The organism is Beijerinckia mobilis (genome assembly GCF_000745425.1).
Lineage (GTDB): Bacteria > Pseudomonadota > Alphaproteobacteria > Rhizobiales > Beijerinckiaceae > Beijerinckia > Beijerinckia mobilis.
The window spans coordinates 74,186-95,908 of the sequence record NZ_JQJH01000011.1; the positions used below are offsets into that span (position 1 = coordinate 74,186).

Here is a 21,723-nt window from a genome sequence, read left to right on the forward strand (position 1 = left end):
ACACCCTGCTCTGACGCCATGAATAGCCGATCCGGTCAATGATGGAGAAAAGTCGCGCCCCTGCTCTGCCACAACAACAGCGCGCTAGCGGACGAAGGTTGTGCGGGATTATTGCTTCGCAAGGGCGCAAGGGCGAATTTCGGTCCACTTCGACCCTCGGCTCGCTTTGTGACGCGCGAGAGTGACGCGCCTCTCACGCGCGCCTTCGATCTGATTGATCTCTGATACATTCTTACGTGGCAATGGCGCCCGATGCATTCCAGAATGGAATCCAGTCTCCTACCTGCTCGGGGCCGGAAAGCAGCGCGGCTTCCCGGCCCCGGGCAATTCGGATGGTTTATCAGCCGATTATCCCACGGCCTTAAGTCCGGCAAGCACGGCTTGCGGCGTGATTGGCAGGTGACGCAACCTGACCCCTACAGCGGCAAAAATGGCATTGCCGATTGCCGGTGCGACGACGGTTGTCGCAGGCTCACCAAGGCCCACTGGAAATTCCGCGCTGTCCACGAAGCTGACGTCGAGTTCCGGCGTCTCATCGATCCGTAGCGGCGTGTAGCTGTCGAGATTGGTATCGCGAACCTGACCCTTTTCGAATTCGGTGCCTTCGTTCAGGGCCATGCTCAGCCCCCACAAAGCACCGCCTTCCGTCTGGGCCTTGGCTCCGTCGGGATCAACGATCGTGCCCGCATCGGTGATGATCGTCAGTTTTTCGACCCGTACCTTGCCGGTTGTGCGATCGACATGCACGCGCGCGGCACAGGCGATCCAGGTGGGCATTTCACGTTCCTGTCCGAACGTTGTCGCAATGCCGAGACCGGTATCGGGAGGAAGTGGTGAGCCCCAGCCAGCACGCTGCGCAACCCGCCGCAGAACTTCAGCCTGCCGCAGGGCACCGCCCACAGCCTTGGGCGCCTGCCCGGCATTCTCGTTCTGTCCCTTGCCGCTGAGCAGTTTCAGGCGAAGCGCGACCGGATCCATCTTCGCGTGGAATGCGGCTTCATCCATGAAGCTTTCGAGCGCCCAATTGATCCAGCCGGGACCAACGGACCGCAGCCAGCCGGGCCGGAAGGTCGCATTGGCGAGATCGTTGGAAATGGCCCGCACCAGCTGCGGACCGACATCATACCAATGGTCCGCGCCGGCAATAGCGAAGGGGTCGAACGGCTTGTCATCCTGCCCCTTCGGCATAAAGGCCGGAGCCATGACCTCCGTCGGCCAGCCCGCCGCGGCGTGATGTTCCATACCAATGATCTTGTTGCCGGAATCGAAGGCCATGCGGATCTTCTGCACCGACGACGACCGGACGGAATCGAACAGAACATCATCATGGCGGGTCAGCAAGAGCTTGACCGGGCGGCCGAGCGCCTTGGCGGCGAGCGCCGCAGGAACGATATAGTCGCCGTTGAGCCGGCGGCCGAAGCCGCCGCCGAGCATGTAGGAACGCAGAACGATGCTTTCCTGCGGCCGGTCCAGCGCCTTGGCGAGAACCGGCAGGATCAGGCTCTGCCATTGATTGCCGGTATGGATTTCAAAAATGCCGTCCTTCTCGAAAGCCAAAGCGTTCATCGGCTCGAGCTGGAAATGCAGCACCGTGGCAGTCGTATAGGTCTGTTCAAGGACGAAATCCGCAGCCGCGAAAGCGGCCTTGGCGACATCCCTGCCCTTGGGACCGCCGACATCGAGAAGCACACCGCCCTCGGGTTTATCGATCAGTGCCGAGGCATGATCCTGCACATCCTTTTCGGAAACATTGGCCGTCGGGCCAGCCTCCCAGGTGACCTTGACGAGATCGGCGGCACGCATCGCCGCAAAGGTCGAATCCCCGATCACCATGACCCAGCCGGGGACCGTGTTCGAGGGATCCTCGATGACGAGCGACCGCAGATAGCCCTTGATCTTACGCGCAGCGCTGTCGTCGACGGAAACGACCTTGGACCCATAGCGGGTCGGTGGAATTTTGGGCCGGGCATGCAGCATGCCCGCCACATGGGCGTCGATACCGTAGAGCGCCTCGCCGTTGGTCTTGGTCGGAACGTCGAGCGCCGTGACAGGCTTGCCGACGAGACGCCGTTCGGCGACGGGCTTGAGCGGCAGTTTGTCGATTTCTTCCGGGCTGAAATGACGGGTCACCGCCTTTTTGCCGATGATCTCGCCAAAGGTGATGGATTTTTCACCAGCCACCACCTGCCCATGCCGGGCGATGCAGGATTGTGGATCGGCATCAAGAAGCTTGGCTCCAGCCTCGATGAGGGCGATGCGCCCGGCCGCACCGGCCTGGCTGAACAGCGTCCACGTCTGCGAAACGGACCAGCTGCCGCCGGTCACCATCAGACCCCATTTCTGATCCGTATCGACATGAACGATATTGACCTTGTTCCAATCGGTCTCGAGTTCGTCAGCAAGGATGCGCGCGAGCGCGGTGCCGACATGCTGGCCCATTTCGGCGCGGATGATATTGACTGTGACATTACCGGCGCTGTCGATCGAATACCACAGCGAAGGCTCATAGAGAGCACCAACCGGTTTCGGCGGCACGCCATTGGCCGTCGCCGGATCCATCGCTGCATCGGCCATACGCGAAAAGCCGAAAGCGGCGCTCGTCCCGACCATGCCGGCAAGGAAACCGCGCCGTGAAAGAGCCGAACCCGCGGCTTCGCGGGCGGCTTTCTGGAGACGATGCAGACTAGCCATTGGTCACTTCTCCCCGCAGCGCGGCGGCCGCCTGTTTGATCGCGGCACGGATGCGGACATAGGTCATGCAGCGGCAGAGATTACCACTCATCACCGCGTCGATATCCTCATCGGTTGGCGAGGGAAAATCACGGATCAGCGCGGCGGCCTGCATGATCTGGCCGGGCTGGCAATAGCCGCATTGCGGCACCTGCAAATCGATCCAGGCCTTCTGCACCGCATGCGCGGCCGTCGCGGCCAGGCCTTCGATCGTGGTGATCTTCGCCCCCTCGACGGCACGCACAGGCGTGATGCAGGATCGCGTCGGCCTTCCGCCGACATGGACCGTGCAGACACCGCACATGCCGATCCCGCAACCGAATTTGGTGCCGGTGAGGCCGATTTCATCGCGGATGACCCAGAGAAGCGGTGTATCCTCTTCCACATCCACCGTGACGCTACGGTCGTTGATCGTGAAACTGGTCATGATCCTGTTTTCCTGAAACCTGTTGCCTGGCATCCTGCACACCGCACGGCTTCCGCCTGCGGGGACTTTGCCGGCCGATATGGCGTGCGAACAGCCAGCCGCCGAAAGTGTTGCATCATTCTTCCGTCTTGCCCTGAGCGCGGATCGCGGCGACCTTCTCCACGAGGCCCTGCCACGGCGGATGATCGGTTCGGGTCGCCCGCAGATAAGCGGCGATCTGGGCGACATCCTCATCCGAGAAGCCATGGGCGAAAGCCGGCATCACAATGTCCGGCGCACCCTCTTTGGCATCGATACCAAACAGGATGATGCGGATGAGATTGGTCGGATCCTCGAGATTGACCGCACTGTTGAGCGCAAGGTCGGGGCGCAGCACATTGATCTCTCCGCCGTTGTAATGGCAGGAGGCGCAAGCCGCCGTATAAAGCTTGGCAGCGGGATCGTTATCCGGACCGACACCGCGTTTATCCGCCGCGAGCGCATGGTCGATCGCGGCTTTTTCCTCCGCGGCGCGTGGCGCGGATTCGTCAACATCGGCGAAATAAGTGGCGATCGCCCGCACGTCGGCATCAGAGACGACGTTCAGGCCCGCGTGCACCACCGGCGCCATGGGACCGGAAGCCGAACCGTGATAGCGGCTGATGCCAGTCCGCAGATAGGTATAGAGCTCATCCCGGCTCCAGGGAACCGGCGAGGGATTGCTTTTATCGAGCGGCGGCGCGACCCAATTGTCGATAAAGGCACCGCCATAAGTCGCCGAGGCCTTTTCGGCACCGAGCAGGTTGCGCGGCGTATGACAGGCGCCGCAATGGCTGATGCCCTCCGCAAGATAAGCACCGCGATTCCATTCGGCGCTCTTATCGGCACGCGGTTCGAAGCGTCCGGGCGTGAAGAACAGCAGTTTCCAACCGGCCTGGAAGAGCCGGATATTCAAAGGGAAAGGAATGGTATTTTCAGGCGTTACGGAATGCACCGGCTCGCGCGTCATGAAATAGGCATAAAGCGCGGCGACGTCCTCGGTGCTGAGCTTGGTCAGATGATCAAAGGGGAATGCCGGCAGAAGATGCGCACCGTCTCGTCTTACGCCGGTCCAGAGCGCGCGGCGGAATGCCTCTTCCGACCATTTGCCGATACCGGTCTCAGGATCCGGCGTGATATTCGTGGCGTAAATCGTCCCGAAATCGGTGACCATCGGCCGGCTGCCTGAATAAGGCCTGCCACCTTTCGGTGTATGGCATTCGGAGCAGTAACCAGCGCCTGCCAAAATTTCACCGCGCGCAACAAGCGCCGGATCGAAACTTGAGGGTGCGGGCGGCTGGCTCGCTGCGATCTCGGGTCGCCAGGCGAAAGCGAGAAATCCGCCGAATCCGAGGACCATGAGGACGATGGCCCCAATGAGGAGACGCTTGAACAACAACCTGTCCTTTATCCCGTGAAATTCGCGTTCGGACCGGCGCGTGAAAAGAGCCGGAAAACGGAATTTCCCACTGACGTTTCAGCCCGGAAAAGCGGCGCTTCTCCAGGCTCCCGGGCATTTCCCCATGGTTGATTTTGCTTCCTTTCCGAAGTTCATTGCGGCGAAAAGACCACAAAGCAGTATTCCTGAGGGAATAGAAGAACTCGGCTTGGCAACGCTTCTGTCATTCTCGGCGGACCACGGCGAGAATGACAGAATGATCATTCCCGATGGTTCTCAACCCGAAGAATCCGGCGTTATTTTTTGGAACTTATCTTATTCTTTTCTGGACGGAAGGAAAACAGGTCTTTCCAAGTTCTTTCGCGAGCTGTCTGGAGAGCGCGCTGAGAAGCGACTTTAATGCCAAGCTGCTGAGGAGTAGCGGCATTCTGTAATCACGATCCGTTCAGGACGGGGCGAGCCTTTCTACGAAGGCGCCTCGGATATATCCAGAAACGCCCCGATCAAAAATAGGCGCCTTTTTCAAAACAATGGCATCACGAAGCGATTCAAGATTCTCGGAAAACGCTCGAGCGCCCGTTGACCAGGCACCGAGTCAGCGCCGACCGGACCACGATGGTCAAAAAAAGCCTGAATTATTCACTCCTCGGCTCCAGCCCTGCTTCATGGGTCCCATGAAAAGCGACGCGAGAATCAGGACACACGCGTTGGTAGCAGGCATCTTAAGAAAGGGCGCGGCCGCGGTTGTATAAGCGCCATGACCGGCAAAAATTACGGAAGGCCGACCTTTGCCTGACACCCAAAGATCTCAATAATAATATTTTTACTCAAATACTTAAAAGCAACCAACAGAGCCCGGAAAATTGATACAACCAAATTATTAACTTAAGGTTGTATTACAACCTAAAATTGTTATTATGCCTCATCGAATGGCGATTCGGAGGCTCTGATGCTGGTGATCATTGATGAACGGGAAATCGTAACCTCAGGATATGTTTCCCGTTTCGCGAGCGAAGGCATTTCGTCCACCGGATTCAATCCGGCAGAATTCGGCGAATGGGTCCAAAGCGCCGCCGATACGGATCTTTTTGCAGTGGAAGCGTTTCTGCTGGGCGATTGTCAGGAGCGTCAGGGTTTTCCGAAAATCATCCGCGAACGTTCGCCCGCACCTCTCATTGCCTTGAACGATACGGCCTCTCTCGAACAGACATTGAGCCTTTTCGCGGCCGGGGCAGATGATGTGGTCCGTAAACCGGTCCATGTGCGGGAAATCCTGGCACGTGTCAGCGCCATCAAACGCCGCCAGGAAGAACGCAAGGAAGAAGAACGCCGGGAATCGACACTCATCGGCGATCTGCGCGTCTTTTTCGACGGCCGCGATCCGGAAGTGCGCGGCGCATCACTTCAATTACCGCGCCGCGAACGCAGAATTCTCGAATATCTCGTCAACAATCGTGGAAGGCGTGTCAGCAAGACCCAGATCTTCAATTCAATCTACGGCATTTTCGACGAAAACATTGAGGAAAATGTTGTCGAAAGCCATATCAGCAAATTACGCAAAAAACTTCGCCGGCAACTCGGTTACGATCCGATTAATTCAGTCCGTTATCTTGGCTATTGTTTCAATGACACACATGCTTGAACCAAGACCTCTGCACCAGCAATGAAGGTTCACAAAGGTTCAACGCCTCGGATAACGTCCGCAGAAATAGAACTGCACTCTGTTGCATGATATCAATCCTCACAACACTTGCATCGTATCACAGCATGTCATTCATGCTCGTGATCCAATATCGACGCAGAAAAAGTCGTGAGACACAAACTGCCGCAAATCCCACATGGGGTCACCTTTTAATCATCATGGAGCTTTGCCGGCAAAGATAGGCGAGATCGCTACTGTCCGAATGAGCGCGTGATCATTTACAAATTGCGGAGAATCACGGCGCGATCCGGAATTGTTGCAACGGATCTTGCTGTTCATAGCGAGCGCGATGGAAATATTCGCGAAAGTCTGGCACATTACTCAACCGATCGAGCTCATGAAGGATGCTTATTGTTTTGAAAACGCATCCGATGGCTCCGAAAAGTGGGATCCACTTTTCGGTTTGATAAAAGCGCGCAGCAAAATGAATCCGCTTTACGGAAAGGCGATGTCAAAAAGGCAAGTCCTTGCCGCATCCGTTTCGGTGAGAAAGCTGATGCATCGCGGAGAACAACCATTTCATCGCCGAGGCTGCCGGTTTTGTTTGTTTCTTCTTGCGTGGAAACATGGGCATTTTGGCCAGGGCCATTCTGTCAGGCATGCCATCCGGTAAAAGCGGAACGGTAGTCATCTTGTGAATGAGGTCGGGAACCATGAAGGAAGGCAAAAGCCGCCGCAATTCCGCAAGAAGCCGCTTCTCATTCACGGCTCCCGGATTTTTCTCCACGATCCAGGCGATCAGAACCTCGCCATATTCCCGATTCCGCCGATAATCACACAAGACATCAGCGACGCCCGCCTGAGATTGCAGAATGGTCTCCACAGCAGTCAGTTCGACTCTGCGCCCGCGGAGATTTCGGCGTGTATCCCGTCGGCCGAGGCGTTCAAGATTGCCGCCCGGCATACGGCGCGCGAAATCACCAGTCCTAAGCACCCGCTCCTCGGCTCGTCCCGCACTGTCCCGCTGAGGAACGAAGAAATGCTGCGTCAGCATGGCATCACGCCGATAGGCCCGCGCAATGGCAGAGCCGCCAATATGGATTTCGCCAACAACACCATCCGGACAGGGAGACTGGCGGGAATCGAGCATCAGCAGCCGTGCTCCGGGGAGGATTTCCGGTGTTTGTGCTTCAACATCGTCAATGCCTTGATCGAGCCGGGTCACCATGACGGCTGGCGCCTCGAGAGGACTATAGAGAAGGAGAATGTCACCACTTGGGAAATGATGCAGACATTCCCGCAGATGCAATCTGGAAACCGGCTCCGGCGACAGGATCTGTTCCGTAATGACCACCCGCTCCAGAGGCGTGAATAGCGAGGGGGCTTCATCGACGAGCCATTCGCAGAGAGAAGGCGTCAGAAAGAGTGTGTCGACGTCTTCCTCGCGGATCCGATTGACGATCTCCGCCGTATCCGGCCAGGCCGCCCCGTAATAGACCAGTCTCGCGCCAGCCGCGAGGATGCCCAGCGTCTCGAAGAAAGTGGTCTCATGGGAAGCCGCCTCCATCTGCAGCACGGTTTTCTCCGGGGAGAGACCGACTGCTTCACCAAGCACCGCCGCCCGGCTCAAAGTATGATGCGTCCACTCGATACCACGCGGACCGAAGATTTGCGAAACAGGGACAATCGCCGCAAGCGAATCATTATCCCAGGCGAGTTCGACATCCTCGTCGGATTCCGTATGCGCCACCTCGGTCAGCGCCGTGTAATCGAGCAAGGTCAACCGTGGTGATTGCCGAAACAGCGGCAGATCCTCACGATCCTCCATCATCACCAGATCGATCCCCGCATGAGCAAGAAAGTCGGCGATCCATGCAGATCCCATGCGCCGATCCAGAGGCACGCAAGCACCCCCGGCTTTGAGCACGGCCAGCGTGCCGATCATGCCGACAAATCCGCCGCTGAGACAAAGGCCGACAGGTGTTTCCGGCCTCAGCCCCGTTGAAATAAGATAGCGCGCAAGCCGGTTCGCTGCCGCATTCAACACACCATAGGTCAGCGAAAAGGGACCGTGATTCATTGCGACACGGCCCGGATCTCTCCGGGCATGTGCCGCCACGATGTCCTGTATACGCTCCCCGTTTGCGGCACCGGACGATTCTCGAGGCGTCGAAACCGGCGATGTTTCTTCGTCTATGGCGAAGTCCTGCGCAATCACGGCGGATGTCGACGCCGACAACTCCTGCCGCTTTGCGGAGACCGAACGCATGGCGCTCATGTCATTCTCCTGAAGTTCGTCGCGACCGTCTCGGCACAATCAGGCGATCCGGTCCATTGCCTTCAGGAAACCATCTTTTATTTAAGGGCCAATGAGCCAACTCACTGCAATTCTACGGATTTTTCAAGCAAAGCCGGCGGAGGCGGCCCCCCTCCGCCCTCATGGAGGCAGGACACCCTGCCTCCATTCATCGACAATCGCTTTCCCGCGCATACTGATCTGGCGCAGAAACATTGCGCGAGGCTTGCGCGCATGCCGTCATCAGCCCGTATTACGCAGGCCCGCCGCGACGCCATTGATGGAGATCAAAATACCATTATAGGTCCGTTTGTCGGTCTTGCCGTGGCGCCAGCGGCGCAGCAATTCGACCTGCAAATGATTGAGCGGTGCGATATAGGGAAAACGCCGCGCGATGGACCGGGCAAGCGATGGATTATCGGCAAGCCGGTCGCGGACATCGAGAATTTGATCGAGCGCATCGATCGTTCGTATCCATTCCGCTTCGATGAGCCCGAAAATGTGTTCCGAGAGCGCGGGGTCGGGCACGAGCGCCGCATAGAGTTTCGCGAGCTTGCGGTCGGTTTTGGCGAGCACCATGTCCATATTCGACAAAAGCGTCCGGAAGAGGGGCCATTCGGCGGCCATTTCCCGCAAAAGCTCCAGTCTTTCCTGTGGCGCTTCCTTGAGAAAGGCCTCGACGGCGGAGCCGAAACCATACCAGCCCGGCAGGCTGACGCGCGCCTGACCCCAGGAAAAACTCCAGGGAATGGCACGCAAATCCTCGATTCTGCGGCTCGTCGTGCGCGAGGCCGGGCGCGACCCGATATTGAGATCGGCGATCTCGGCAATCGGCGTCGCCGCATAGAAATAATCGACGAATCCCGGCTGTTCATAGACCAGCGCCCGATAGGCTTTGGTGCTCGTCTGCGAAAAAAACTGCGCCGCTTCGCAATAGGATTGCGGCGGCACCGCGTCGGCGCGCAGCAGCATGGCTTCGAGATTGGCGACGACCAGCGTTTCGAGATTGCGCCGGCCGATCTCGGGCTGCGCATATTTCGAGGAAATGACCTCGCCCTGTTCGGTCAGCCGCATCTGGCCATTGGCGGTCCCTGGTGGCTGCGCCAAAATCGCCTGATGGCTCGGCCCGCCACCACGCCCGACCGTTCCCCCGCGACCATGGAACAGGCGCAAGGTGATGTCGGTATTTTTCGCGAAGAAATCGGCGAGCGCGACAGAAACGCGGTAGAGTTCCCAATTGCTGGTGAAAAATCCGCCGTCCTTGTTGCTGTCGGAATAGCCGAGCATGATTTCCTGCACGCCGCCTGAGTCGCGCACGAGATCGGCGATCCCCGGCAGAGCGTAGAATTCCGCCATAATGCCCTTGGCGTTGCGCAAATCCTCGATCGTCTCGAACAAGGGCACGACCATCAATTCGGCACGTGGCGGCTCGGCAGGATCGCCGAACAGGCCTTCGATCAGGCCGCATTCCTTCTGCAGCAGCAGCACTTCGAGAAGATCGCTGACCGCCTCCGTATGGCTGATGATATATTGGCGGATCGCCAGCGGCCCATGCGACCGGCGCAATTGCCGCGCCGCCGCAAAGACCGCCAATTCCTCCCGCGTGCGCGGGCTATAGCTGTGATAGGGCACGAAGAGCAGGCGCGGATCGCACAAAAGCCGCAACAACAGATCACGCCGCGCCGCCTCATCGAGCCCGGCATAATCCTCGGCGACCTTGGCGACACGCAGCAATTCACCGATGGTTTCGGCATGACGGTCGGAATTCTGCCGCAGATCGACCGTGGCGAGGTGAAAGCCGAACAAAGCGACCGCCCGCCGCAGCGGCGCGAGCCGCACGCCGATCAACGCCGCGCCATGATTTTGCGCCAGCGACGTCTCGATGATCGCGAGATCGGCCTGTAACGCCTCGGGATCGGCATAGGGCTCGGCACCCTCTGGAACCGGTTTCGAATCCTCCTGCCCGGTCAGGGTTTTGAGGGTCGCGGCTAGCCTGCCCTTGATGCCGATGAGGGCACGCCGATAGGGCTCATCGGCACGGTGCGGGCTTGTATCCCCCGAGCGGGCGGCGAGCTCCGCGAGTTCATCGGAACAGGAGACGAGAAGGCTCGAGAGCGGCAATTCATTGGCGAGCACCCGCACTTCGGCCAGATAATGGCGCAAGGCCACTTCTGCCTGCCGGTTCAGGGCCATGGACAGGCTCTCGGCAGTCACATTGGGATTGCCGTCGCGATCCCCGCCGATCCAGCTGCCCATCCGCAAAAAACAGGGCAGCGTGCCGCTTTTGAGATCGAGCTGGTCCTCGAGTTCACAATAGAGCGCGGGCAATTGGCGCAGAAAAGTGGTCTGATAATAGCTGAGCGCGTTTTCGATCTCGTCGCGCACAGTCAGCTTGGCGCTGCGCAGGAGCCGCGTCTGCCAGGCCTGGGTGATGCGGGCGCGCAGCAAGCCGAGATTGCGGCGCAGCGCCGCCTCATTCCGTCCGAGCCCCGCCCGCTCGACGAGCAAAGCGAAGATCTCGCGTTCGGCATCGAGCTGGCTCTTGCGCTGCACTTCCGTCGGATGCGCGGTCAAAACCGGCGAAAGGAAGCTTTTTTCCAGCGCAGCGATGATCCGGTCCCTGTCGATTCCGGCAGCCTGCAACCGCGCGAGCCCGCCGGCGAGACCAAGACCCGCCCGGTCATCCTCAGCGCGGAGATCCGCTTCTCCGTTTTCAGCCCCGTTTTCAGCCTCAACCCGGCGGATCGTTTCATGATCCTCGGCAATATTGGCGAGATGCGAAAAGGCGCTGAAGGAGCGGATCACCGAAACCGCCTGCTCGGCCGAAAGCCCGCGCAGCAGATGATCGAGCGCCGCGCCCGCCTCGGCATCGGCGCCGCGCTCGAAGGCAACGCTCAGGCGGCGGATCGTCTCGATCCGCTCGAAACTTTCGTCGCCCTCCTGCTCGCGAATCGTGTCTCCAAGAATCTGGCCGAGCAGCCGGATGTCGTCATTCAACCGCTCATCGGACGGCTGCATCTCGCCGGTCATCAGAAGCCCCCAATCCTTTCCACCCATCGATTTTGTCTGAGACATGCCATGAACTACGTCCGAAGCTCAAGACGCGGCATGGATTGGGGACGCTTTCTTCGGGGTGAGCGACCTTGTTGAGATCGCAGAAAGCCACATGATCACATTTCCGGCATTTTGCGAGGGAGGGTAGTTATCAGCGATGGTGGTGTTGGCGCGACCAAATACGACAATCGGCATTAATTTCTTAGACAGGCCGTTTGCTGACCAGCAGCTTTCGACATGGAAGGCTCGTCAGCGGGCGCTAGAAAAGAAACGGCGTGCCATTAGCCTTTGTGCTCGGCAGGTTCCCGGTCACGCGGGAGTGGGCTCCTTAATCTGCACGATCCTTGCACAAAAAGATGGCATCGTTCGGCATCGATTTCCACACTTCGACTTCGTCATCTTGCCGTCAAACCTGCTAGAGCTGCGGCGAGATTGCAGGAATCAGTAGTCTGGCTCATATAATACCACCCCGCATAAAATCGTCTCGGTCGGATCACATGGATTTCTCCCTTCTTCTTTCAACCATGATCGCAGGCGCCTCTACCTTCTCTCCCACGCTCGGCGAAATTATAGGAACCGAAGTCATCAAGGAATTAACTAAGGACGCATACAAGAGCCTGAAGGGTGCCTTGATAACCGTATGTGGCCGGAAAGTTGAGCGGGCAGCTAATCGCCTCGAAGTAGATGCCTCGTCTCAGGACGCGCAGGCGGAGCTCGCTTCAGCCATTGCCGACATTCCGCCAGAAGACGCGGGTGAAATATCACAAAAACTGACCACCCTCTTAACCGCTTTAAAAGATGATCAGGCGGCGATCAAAGCGGCTGAGTCCATCGCCAGTATCAAAGTTGATATTGACAGCGGAGGTCATGTCAAAATCGATACGATAAAGGGCGCCCAAACCATCGATGTCAAATCGAAGTCTGCCGGAGATTTCAGTTTGACCAATATCGATATGCGAAATGGCAAGCCATCGGGAAACTGACTGGCGCACCGTCCGAAGCATTGGGCGGTGCGCGGAAACAAATCGAAAATTTACGAGACCGGCCTGTCGCAAACGCAAATATTTCTACCCAATCGGGTGAAAATTCATTTGTGTTTTTAGATTCTCCGAACGCGACCGCATATGCGGCGCGGGAGATTCACTTCAATCAATATTTCATTTCAGAATCATCGCGTTTGTCGGCGGCGATCGCCAATGCGGCGGCGACGCAGAATGACGACCAGCGTATCCTGTCGGTCTTAGAAAAGAGCCTTAGCGATCAAATCGACATTTTCCGTGAGCGGCTCAGAGCTGGCTATGCCAAGGACGCAGAAAATGGCTTACGAAAGATGCTTACGACGCTTCCTAGGGAAGCCTCTTCTTATGTCGTTTTTCGGGTCAAAGCCAATATCGGCAATTGCTTGGCCCAGCTTGGCGATATCGCTGGTGCTCTGACATGGCTTGATCAAGCGATAGAGGCAGCTCCAGAAGAACCAAAAGCCATCGCGACACAAGCCTACACTTTGATTCTACGTCAAAAATACCAGGAAGCCCTCGTATTCGCGCAGACCAAACTTGCTTCGGATCCAAACAATGAGGAGCTTGCGGCTCATCTCATCGATACCTGCAACACTCTTAATGACGGGACCGATCCGGAACAAATCATTCCGGAAGGGCTAAAGCATCGCGAACGTGTTTTATTAGCAAGATGTCTTCTCGCGCAGCAACGCGGACCGCGAGAACAATGGTGGTCGCTCGCGCGGGTCGGAGCTCAGCTTTATCCCAATAATCATTTCTTCAAAATATTTGCGGCTGAAGCTGATGTCGATGAAATTGCGCGCGCCACGCGCCATGAATGTTATCGCCCGCTTACTGGGCATGAGCGGGAAAAAACGCGCAAATCCGCGGAAACCCTAGAAGCAATATGGCTTCGGATCAAACAATCGGAAGTTCCTAATCGCGAAGATGGGCTTTCAGCACTCAGTACTTGCAGCGTCGCTTATCGCTTACTCGAAGACGGTCCGAAAGCCGTGGCGCTCGCAGGCGAGCTCGTTGATAGATCCGATTATGAACCGGCCCTGATCCTGGCCGTTCAAATCGCTCTGACCTTCAATGATGGTACACTCGCCTCGCGGGCATTCGCGAAGCTACCTTCTCAAGACTCCGCTGGATTTTTCAGAGGCGTCTTTGAATTCAATAAAGGCAATTGGGTCGAGGCATCTCAAATTTTTCGAAAAGCCGAGATTCCCGACCTAGAGAAGAGCTTTGTCGCGTGGCTCATTCGTTTGGCCGATTTGGCAAGCGGTGAACACGACAATGACGAGACCGCATTCGATGACGCTCGGAAAGGTGCAGTCACCGAGCCAAGGGCTCTCATCTTCATTGCACAACTCGCAAGACATTATAGTTTCGGCGATGTTGCCGATCGGGCTTTCAAGGACGCCGTCTCTTTGCTTCAGGCCGATATGTCCCATCCGGCCAGAATCATGCTTGCTTCATATGCTTATGCGCTCAGCGACTACGGCTCCGTTATTGACGCTTTGAATGGGCACCTCGACCTAGGAGCCATTACTCCGGAGTTATTGCAGCTTTCGGACGCGCACGCCATGGAACAGCCGCCGCGTCGGCGAAATATGAAATTTTACGAACATCTGGCACCGACACTCCTTAGTCATCCTAGAATTGCGCGAGGCCACGCCAATGTTTTGGCTGAAAGGCACCGCTATAGTGAAGCTGAAGCCGTTCTGAAGCAGGCGATCGTAGCATCGCCAAGCGAAGCCTATATCCGGCTGAAACTTATTGAGATTTACCGGCGCACCAAGCGCGATGAAGAAGCCCGGAAATTTATCATCGAAACCGATGAAACATCATTTGTCGGGCCACCAATTTACGCAATGCGTTGGTCCCATCAGCTCCGGGATGTCGGCGAGTTTTCAAGAAGTCTCTCGCTCGCCTATCGAACGCTTCAATCCCATCCTGAAGATCCAAAACTATCGCTTGGATACGTCGGACTAATAATCGCCGATAATAGCCAGACGATTATTCCAGACCAAAACATCGTCGATCAAGACTGCTGGGTCATGATCAAGGATGATCTCGGACGGACTGACAGCTTTATTATCGGAGACGGCGAGGCGATCTTCGGGATCGAGATTGTTTCGATCCAGCAAGAAAGAGCCAAACGTCTTCTCGGTAAGCGGCTCAATGACACAATCGAGTCCAACGAACTTACCGGTCAGCATCGCATTTGGACCGTGTCCGAGATCAAAAGCAAATATCTGCATGTCCTGCATACGGTGATGCAGTCCTTTCCAACCCGCTTCCCGACAACCCCCGGGCTGTGGAACTTTACGATGGTTGCTGGCGACGTTCAGCCCATCCTCAACATGATCAAAGAGCGCTCTGACGGTCAGAGGGATGCCGTCGAGCAATCCTATTTCAAAGGTACGCCGTTAGCGATCACGGCGCGCTCGATCGGCATGGATGTGATTGGTCTTGCCCATTACATTCGCTCTTTGGGCCGGGATATCACAACTGCTACCGGCATCGGCACAGACTGTGATCAGGGTGTTGCCACTGCGAAAGACTACAAAAATGTAGGCGCAACCCTTGACGAATACACGGCGATCGTCGCCGCCGAAGTCGGTGCTTTACCGCTGCTCAAGTCGTGGTTCGGCACCCTTAGCATCCCGGCGTCAGTAATCGACGAATTGGATGCCGGAATCACACGTGCGAAGGCCAATCTTGGACGCGCCAAAATGTCTCTCGCCTATGTTAATCATGAATATGTTAGACATGAGATCACTGACGACTTTCTCGAGCAACAAATCAAAGCTTTGGAAAACGTCAAACAGAAAATCGAAAATCACTGCATCATCGAGCCCGTTACCTTTCCAGACTCGATCCCGAAAGAAGTTGCTGACTTTTGCCGCATCATCGGCCAACGCGTATTGGAGCCGATGTATTTGGCAGCGTCACGGGGTGACGTGCTTCTCAGCGACGATCTCTACTATCGCCAAATCGCTACGGTTTTAACCAAGGTCGATGGAACGTGGCTCCAGGCGGTCGTTCTCGCAGCGCAATCGCAAGTGCTTGTGACACCAAAAGATCAAACAACTGTAACCGTTGGCTTAGCCTATCGACGACACGGAAACCTATGGCTTAACGATCAATCACTTGCGATCTATTACGAAGAAAGTACTGCCGATGGCTTTGCCGCCCTGTGCCATTTCATTGGAAATGTCGGCGCCGATATGCCTGGCCACACCGTCGTCACGGCACGCTTTCTCATAAACTTGTGGCACCATAAGGGAGCCACGCTTGAACGGGCAACCCGCACATCATGCATTCTCTCCGCCCTTATTCGGCACCGCAAAGAGGATTGGGCCTATTGGATCGCGTACATCTGGCTGCAAGGGAATCAACACTTGAGAAATTACATCTTCGATTGGCTTAAAGGCCACTTCCTTTCCACTCAAGAGGTTCAAAAGGCAGTTCAATTTTGGACCAACACAGTTCTACGACATCACATGCACTGAGCAGGACGCGCTCGCATCAGGGCAGCTATCTGCCATGTCCGCTTTGAATAGCGATAAAGAAAAGCTCGAACGGCTAATATGGACGCAAAGCGGAAAGTAAATAGCCTGCCTTGAAGGTTGCCTATGCTGCAAACTGGCATCCAAATACATACCCGAAGAGGCCAATGGCCGTCCGCCGCCTCCTTTCAGCCTTCACTAAAAAGCGAAGGCGACGCTAAAAATGGAACCCGAAATCACGCCTGAGAATTGCCCCGCCAAGGCATAGCGCCGTCATACGGTAACTGGAAGCACCCCAACACCGGAAAGACATGATGAGCAAATTGAGTCTCTCGGAACTCATTGACAGGATGCGCGGCATCGACTTCGTGATGCTCTCCACGCAGACAGAGACTGGCGCGATCAGCGCGCGGCCGATGAGGACCAATGGCGATATCGGCGATTGCGGCACCTGCTATCTCTATGCCTATGAGGATGCGCGTCTCGTCGCCGAGATCGCGCGTAATCCCGCGATCGGTCTGACTTTTCAGGGTGACCGGGGTTTGTTCGGCAGCCAGCCGCTCTTCGTTGCCGTGGACGGCCGGGCGGAACTGATCCGCGACAGGGCCGCCATCAAGGCGCATTGGCAGCAAAGTCTCGACAAATGGTATGAGAACGGCAGCGACACGCCAGGTATCGTCCTCATTAAAGTGAATGCCAAACGCCTGCATTATTGGACTGGCCAGGAGAATGAGGAAATCGTTCTTTGATACCCCTGCGCCATCAACCGCCGTTTCCCCGTGCCCCTTCAGTTTGAGAAGCGGGATCGCGTTCCATCCGGAACGCGCCACAGGAAACCTTTTCCCCTCGCGTCGTCGCTTTGCATATCCTTGCGCTGACAATCGTCCGACTTTTTGAGAAGGCGGTTTCGGAACGATCCGCAACGGCATCGTCGCAGAATCGGTCCATACTGCCTCACTCCGGATCGGCGCGCGGAATCCGCGCCAAAGGTCCATTAAGTTTTGAGGCTTATAGCTGTGCGATGGATCATAGCCGATTGCGCTCGATGAGGTTTTGCGTGACAGCCGCTGCCTCGCATGGCGGGAGCCCATCTTCAAAACGGTGCTTTTCAAGAGGCCGTGATCCAGCATGAACGCGCGCCGTCCCATCACGGACCCGCACAATTTGTGACTTTTCTCGCGCAACGATAGGCTCTAAACCTGCCTTGGCCTCTAGCTTGGCAGCCGGCCAGCGCGACGGCCGGCAATCCCGGCCCATGCCGTGCAAGACATCCGGGTCTTGCGAAACGCGCGTGTGGCCCAAGGCAGACGGATCACAGCAAATCTCGACGAGCGCGATTCCTTGAGCCTCTTCGAGATTTGATCCCCGCGACGGCGGGGCAGCGGTTTCCCGGATTTCGTTGATCCCGACAGGTGGGGACCAGCGAAATTTGGTGTACTACCGAGTCTCGATGAGTATAAAGCATTGAGATTCGGTCCCCGTGATCACGGGGCAACGGCTTTCCGCCGGACCTCTCTGACCCGACAGACCGGGATCAGGGAGAAAGGATAGAGGGCAAACATCGGGTCCGCACCGGACCTGTCCGTTTGGGCGCGAGCGAGATCGGGACCGGGCAATGCCTCAAATTCCCAGTTTTTCCAGTGAAACGCTCGGCGATGCCGTGCATTTCAGCCTCGCCGGCCATTGGACTCTCGAATGGTCCAACGCACTCGAAAGCGCCGCCGCCGAGCTTTTGAAGAAGCTCGGGCAGGCAAGACGGGCGATCTTCGACCTTGCCGGTGTCGAAAGGCTCGATACGGCGGGCGCCTGGCTGATCGACCGGACGCTGCAGGATTTGTCGCAGCGCGGCGTGGCGACGGAACTCGATCACGTCCGGCCGGAATATGACATCCTGTTCCGCGAAGCCCATTTCCGTGCTTTTCCGAAATTCGAACGCAAAGGCGTTCCGATTCTCCTCGCGCCGCTGATCGAAATCGGCAAAACGGTCGTCGATTCTGGCCAGGAAGCCTTGCGCGGGATGGTGTTTCTCGGCGAATCGATCACCTCGCTTGCCCAGAGCTTCATCAATCGCCATCATTTTCGTGGGATTTCCCTCGTCTATCAGATGGATATGATCGGCTTCCGCAGTGCGCCGATCATTATTCTGATCAATTTCCTCGTCGGCTGCATCGTCGCGCAGCAGGGGCTTTTCCAGCTCCGCCGGTTCGGCGCTTCCACTTTCGCCGTCGATCTTCTCGGCATCCTCACCTTGCGCGAGCTCGGCGTGCTCCTGACCTCGATCATGATCGCCGGCCGTTCGGGATCCGCCATCACCGCCGAAATCGGCTCGATGAAGATGCGCGAGGAAATCGATGCGCTGAAAGTGATGGGCATGCGGCCGATCGAGGTACTCATCGTGCCGCGGCTGCTCTCTCTCATCATCACACTGCCGCTCCTGACCTTCCTCGCCGATATGGCGGGACTTGCCGGGGGTCTCATCGTTTCCTATTCCTATGGCGGCATCGCGCCGGTCATCTTCCTGAAACGGCTGCATGACGCGATCAACCTGCACACGCTCTATATCGGCCTCATCAAGGCCCCATTCATGGCTCTCATCATCGGCCTCATTGCCGCCGTCGAGGGCTTTGCGGTGGAAGGTTCGGCCGAATCGCTCGGCCGTCACGTGACCGCTTCCGTCGTCAAAGCGATCTTCATGGTCATCGTGCTCGACGGCCTGTTCGCCATGTTCTTCGCGGGGATCAACTATTGATTGAGGATGCGCCAGGAATGCCGCCGCCACCCGCCTATCCCGGCGCCGCGCCGTCGATAAACGGGGGGACCATAAACGGGACCTCCATGGCGGAACCGAATAAAGAAATCATCATCCGCGTCCGCGATCTTTTCGTCGGTTTCGGCGAGAAAATGGTCATGAAGGGGCTCGATCTCGACGTCTATAAGGGCGAGGTGCTGGGTTTTGTCGGCGGCTCGGGCATGGGCAAATCGGTGCTCACGCGCACCATTCTCGGCCTCGTCAGGAAACGCAGCGGCCGGATCGAAATGTTCGGCTCCGATCTCGACCAGATCACCACACGCGAACATGCCGCCCTCGAACGCCGCACCGGCGTCATGTTCCAGCAGGGTGCCCTGTTCTCCGGCCTCACCGTCAAACAGAACGTACAAGTGCCGATGCGCGAACATCTGGCGCTCTCGTCACGGCTGATGGATGAGCTGGCGCTTTTGAAACTCGAACTCGTCGGCCTGCCGCGTGATGCCGCCGAAAAATATCCTTCCGAACTGTCGGGCGGCATGATCAAACGCGCGGCGCTCGCCCGCTCCCTCGCGCTCGATCCCGAACTCGTCTTTCTCGACGAGCCCACCTCCGGGCTCGATCCGATCGGCGCAGCGGATTTCGACGAACTGATCTCGACGCTGCAGAAAACCCTCGGGCTGACCGTCTTCATGGTCACCCATGATCTCGACAGCCTCTATGCGATCTGCGACCGCATCGCCGCGCTCGCCGACGGCAAGGTGATTGCGGAAGGATCGCTGTCCACCATGCTTGCCTCGACGCATCCCTGGCTGCGCGCCTATTTCCACGGCAAGCGCGCGCGCCAGCTGCTCGGCGACGACCGGCTCGCGGAGGCATCTTCATGAGCCGCAGCCTGTTTCTCCCGCCCTTTTGGGCGTCCCACCCCTCGCGCTCCATTGGCCCGGGACCGCACGGCCAGGCTCGTCCGGCGCGCATCCTGTTCGCCTGCATGCGGGCGATCCGCCATTTTCGGGATCAATGACCATGGAAACGCGCGCCAATTACGCCCTGATCGGCGGCTTCACCGTCGCTGTCATCATCTCGATCTTTCTGTTCATTCTGTGGTTCTCGGGCGCCAACCGTCCGGCCGAACTTGCCAATTATCGCGTGCTCTTCAACGGCTCGATTTCCGGCCTGTCACGCGGCGGCGCCGTCCTCTTCAACGGTGTCAGGGTCGGCGATGTCACCCATATCGATCTCGCGCCGAGCGACCCTTCCCAGGTCGAGGCCATAATCGCGATCGATTCGCGGGTCCCGGTGCGTTCCGATACCAAGGCACGGCTGGAATACCAGGGCTTTACCGGCGTCGCCTCGCTCGCCCTGACGGGCGGCAGCCCGGAGGCCCCGCCGCTGCCGACACCGCCCGACGGCGGCCCCGGCATCATTCACGCCGACCGTTCGGACTTCCAGGATCTGATCGAAAGCGCGCGCCGGATCGCCTCACAGGCTTCCGATTTCCTCGAAAAGGCCAATGGCCTCGTCGATGCCAATTCGCCCGCCTTGAGCAAAACCCTGAAGAACGCCGAGAAATTCAGCGACGCGCTCGCCGCCAATTCCGACGGGATCAAGGATTTCATGGCATCGATGGGGGATCTCGGCCGTACCATCAAGCCGCTTACAGAGGATGCCGACAGGGTGGTGAAATCGATCGATCCGGAGCGTGTCAAATCGATCCTCGCCCATGCCGATTCCTTTTCCGGCAAGCTCGATGCCGCAGGCAACAAGATCGAGGGTGTGATGGATTCGCTCCAAAGCTTCCTCGGCAGCGGAGATTCGAAGAACGCCTTGACCGAGATCCGCACTTCTTTCGCCGATGTCGGCTCGGCGGCACGCTCAGTGCGGCGCGCGGCGGATAATATCAACAAATTCGCCAGCACCGGCCTGCGCCAATATGAGGCGCTCGCCGTCGACGGCCGCCGCACGCTCGACACGATCACGCAGGCCGTCCGGTCGATCGAGAACAATCCGCAGCAATTCCTGTTCGGCAAGAAATCATCGATTCCCGAATACATGAGCACACGCTGAACCGCTCGTGAGCAAACAAGCCGTTCCCGAGGCCCCCTCCTCCGGGAATGCTATCAATCCACCGTGATGATCCCCGGAAGGCGGGCGAGGAACCGCCCGGCACCCCACGACGGGGTTGCGCCTTCCGGCCTATCAGCCTAAGCATGGCCTCAAGTACCCGCCAGTCTCGATTGCGGGAATGGGGCGTGTAGGAGCCCCTTGGAGTTTCGAGAGGATGACGTCAGAATCGGCCTCCCTCAAAGCGCGCTGTTGCAACAGACGCACGCCCTCTTTGGGCCTGTTGCTCGTTTTGCCGCTTACCCTGGCCGCCTGTTCGGCCGGGGCACCGCCGACTTTCGATCTTTCACCGGCATCCGGCTCCTTTCACGTTCATGCCGCGCGCGGCCAATTGGCCGTGGCCGAACCCGTCACCGATTCCCCGCTCGCCTCCCAGCGTATCCTCGTGCGGCGGCCGGACGATTCGATCGCCTATCTGAGCGGCGCGCAATGGGCGGACCGTCTGCCCGCCCTGGTGCAGACGCGGCTGATCGAAACTTTCGAGAATGCACATCTCCTGCGCGAGGTCGGCCGTCCCGGCATGGCCGCCAATTTCACGCTCTCGAGCGAGATCCGGCGGTTCGAGCTGAATGCCGCGAATTTCCAGACCGCCGTGGTGATCGCGGCACAGCTCGTCGACAATACCGGCCGCATCCGCTACGCGCGTATTTTCAAGGCCTCGGTGCCGACACAGCATGACGATGGCCCAAGCGTCAGCGCCGCGCTCGATCAGGCGCTGGGCCAGGTCATGCGCCAGATCGTCCGCTGGGCGGCGCCGCTGATCTGATCATT

The 21,723-nt window shown here is 57.9% G+C and carries 14 protein-coding genes; 9 read left to right on the forward strand and 5 right to left on the reverse strand.

The features are described 5' to 3' along the window. Positions 1-348: 348 nt before the first annotated feature. The 3 genes from DL88_RS10400 to DL88_RS10410 form a co-directional block, all read right to left on the reverse strand. On the reverse strand, positions 349-2,691 hold the full coding sequence (locus tag DL88_RS10400; RefSeq protein WP_034995616.1) for a xanthine dehydrogenase family protein molybdopterin-binding subunit: 2,343 nt from the start codon (positions 2,689-2,691) through the stop codon (positions 349-351). Beyond that, a complete protein-coding gene (locus DL88_RS10405; protein WP_034995618.1) occupies positions 2,684-3,157 on the reverse strand; it encodes a (2Fe-2S)-binding protein in 474 nt (157 codons plus the stop codon). The genes DL88_RS10400 and DL88_RS10405 overlap by 8 nt, the downstream gene beginning before the upstream one ends. A gap of 115 nt (positions 3,158-3,272) precedes the next feature. Beyond that, on the reverse strand, positions 3,273-4,571 hold the full coding sequence (locus tag DL88_RS10410) for a c-type cytochrome (protein ID WP_034995746.1): 1,299 nt from the start codon (positions 4,569-4,571) through the stop codon (positions 3,273-3,275). Between the two features lie 43 nt (positions 4,572-4,614). On the opposite strand from DL88_RS10410, the gene DL88_RS10415 reads away from it, so the two are divergent. Further along, on the forward strand, positions 4,615-4,974 hold the full coding sequence (locus DL88_RS10415; protein ID WP_156971042.1) for a hypothetical protein: 360 nt from the start codon (positions 4,615-4,617) through the stop codon (positions 4,972-4,974). A 549-nt stretch (positions 4,975-5,523) separates the two neighbouring features. Beyond that, positions 5,524-6,216 (forward strand): response regulator transcription factor, encoded by a 693-nt coding sequence (locus DL88_RS10420; protein WP_034995623.1) that lies wholly within the window; start codon positions 5,524-5,526, stop codon positions 6,214-6,216. Between the two features lie 511 nt (positions 6,217-6,727). On the opposite strand, the gene DL88_RS10425 is transcribed toward DL88_RS10420, so the two are convergent. Then, complete coding sequence (locus tag DL88_RS10425; protein ID WP_034995627.1) at positions 6,728-8,494, reverse strand: AMP-binding protein; 1,767 nt, start codon at positions 8,492-8,494, stop codon at positions 6,728-6,730. Between the two features lie 261 nt (positions 8,495-8,755). Continuing rightward, positions 8,756-11,569 (reverse strand): phosphoenolpyruvate carboxylase, encoded by a 2,814-nt coding sequence (gene ppc / locus DL88_RS10430; RefSeq protein WP_051955866.1) that lies wholly within the window; start codon positions 11,567-11,569, stop codon positions 8,756-8,758. Between the two features lie 494 nt (positions 11,570-12,063). On the opposite strand from ppc, the gene DL88_RS10435 reads away from it, so the two are divergent. The 7 genes from DL88_RS10435 (at position 12,064) to DL88_RS10465 (ending at position 21,718) form a co-directional block, all read left to right on the forward strand. Further along, on the forward strand, positions 12,064-12,549 hold the full coding sequence (locus DL88_RS10435) for a Het-E N-terminal domain-containing protein (RefSeq protein ID WP_034995633.1): 486 nt from the start codon (positions 12,064-12,066) through the stop codon (positions 12,547-12,549). Positions 12,550-12,659: 110 nt separating this feature from the next. Next, positions 12,660-16,085: a tetratricopeptide repeat protein gene (locus tag DL88_RS10440; RefSeq protein ID WP_156971043.1), complete on the forward strand. Its 3,426-nt coding sequence runs from the start codon at positions 12,660-12,662 to the stop codon at positions 16,083-16,085. A 308-nt stretch (positions 16,086-16,393) separates the two neighbouring features. Further along, positions 16,394-16,831: a pyridoxamine 5'-phosphate oxidase family protein gene (locus DL88_RS10445; RefSeq protein ID WP_245270759.1), complete on the forward strand. Its 438-nt coding sequence runs from the start codon at positions 16,394-16,396 to the stop codon at positions 16,829-16,831. 866 nt (positions 16,832-17,697) lie between these two features. Further along, the gene (locus DL88_RS10450; protein ID WP_034995638.1) at positions 17,698-18,831 is read left to right on the forward strand and encodes an ABC transporter permease; all 1,134 of its coding nucleotides are present in this window, start codon (positions 17,698-17,700) and stop codon (positions 18,829-18,831) included. 86 nt (positions 18,832-18,917) lie between these two features. Next, on the forward strand, positions 18,918-19,715 hold the full coding sequence (locus tag DL88_RS10455; protein WP_034995750.1) for an ABC transporter ATP-binding protein: 798 nt from the start codon (positions 18,918-18,920) through the stop codon (positions 19,713-19,715). A gap of 133 nt (positions 19,716-19,848) precedes the next feature. Further along, the gene (locus DL88_RS10460; RefSeq protein ID WP_245270761.1) at positions 19,849-20,895 is read left to right on the forward strand and encodes an MlaD family protein; all 1,047 of its coding nucleotides are present in this window, start codon (positions 19,849-19,851) and stop codon (positions 20,893-20,895) included. Positions 20,896-21,109: 214 nt separating this feature from the next. After that, a complete protein-coding gene (locus DL88_RS10465) occupies positions 21,110-21,718 on the forward strand; it encodes an ABC-type transport auxiliary lipoprotein family protein (RefSeq protein WP_034995643.1) in 609 nt (202 codons plus the stop codon). Positions 21,719-21,723: the final 5 nt, after the last annotated feature.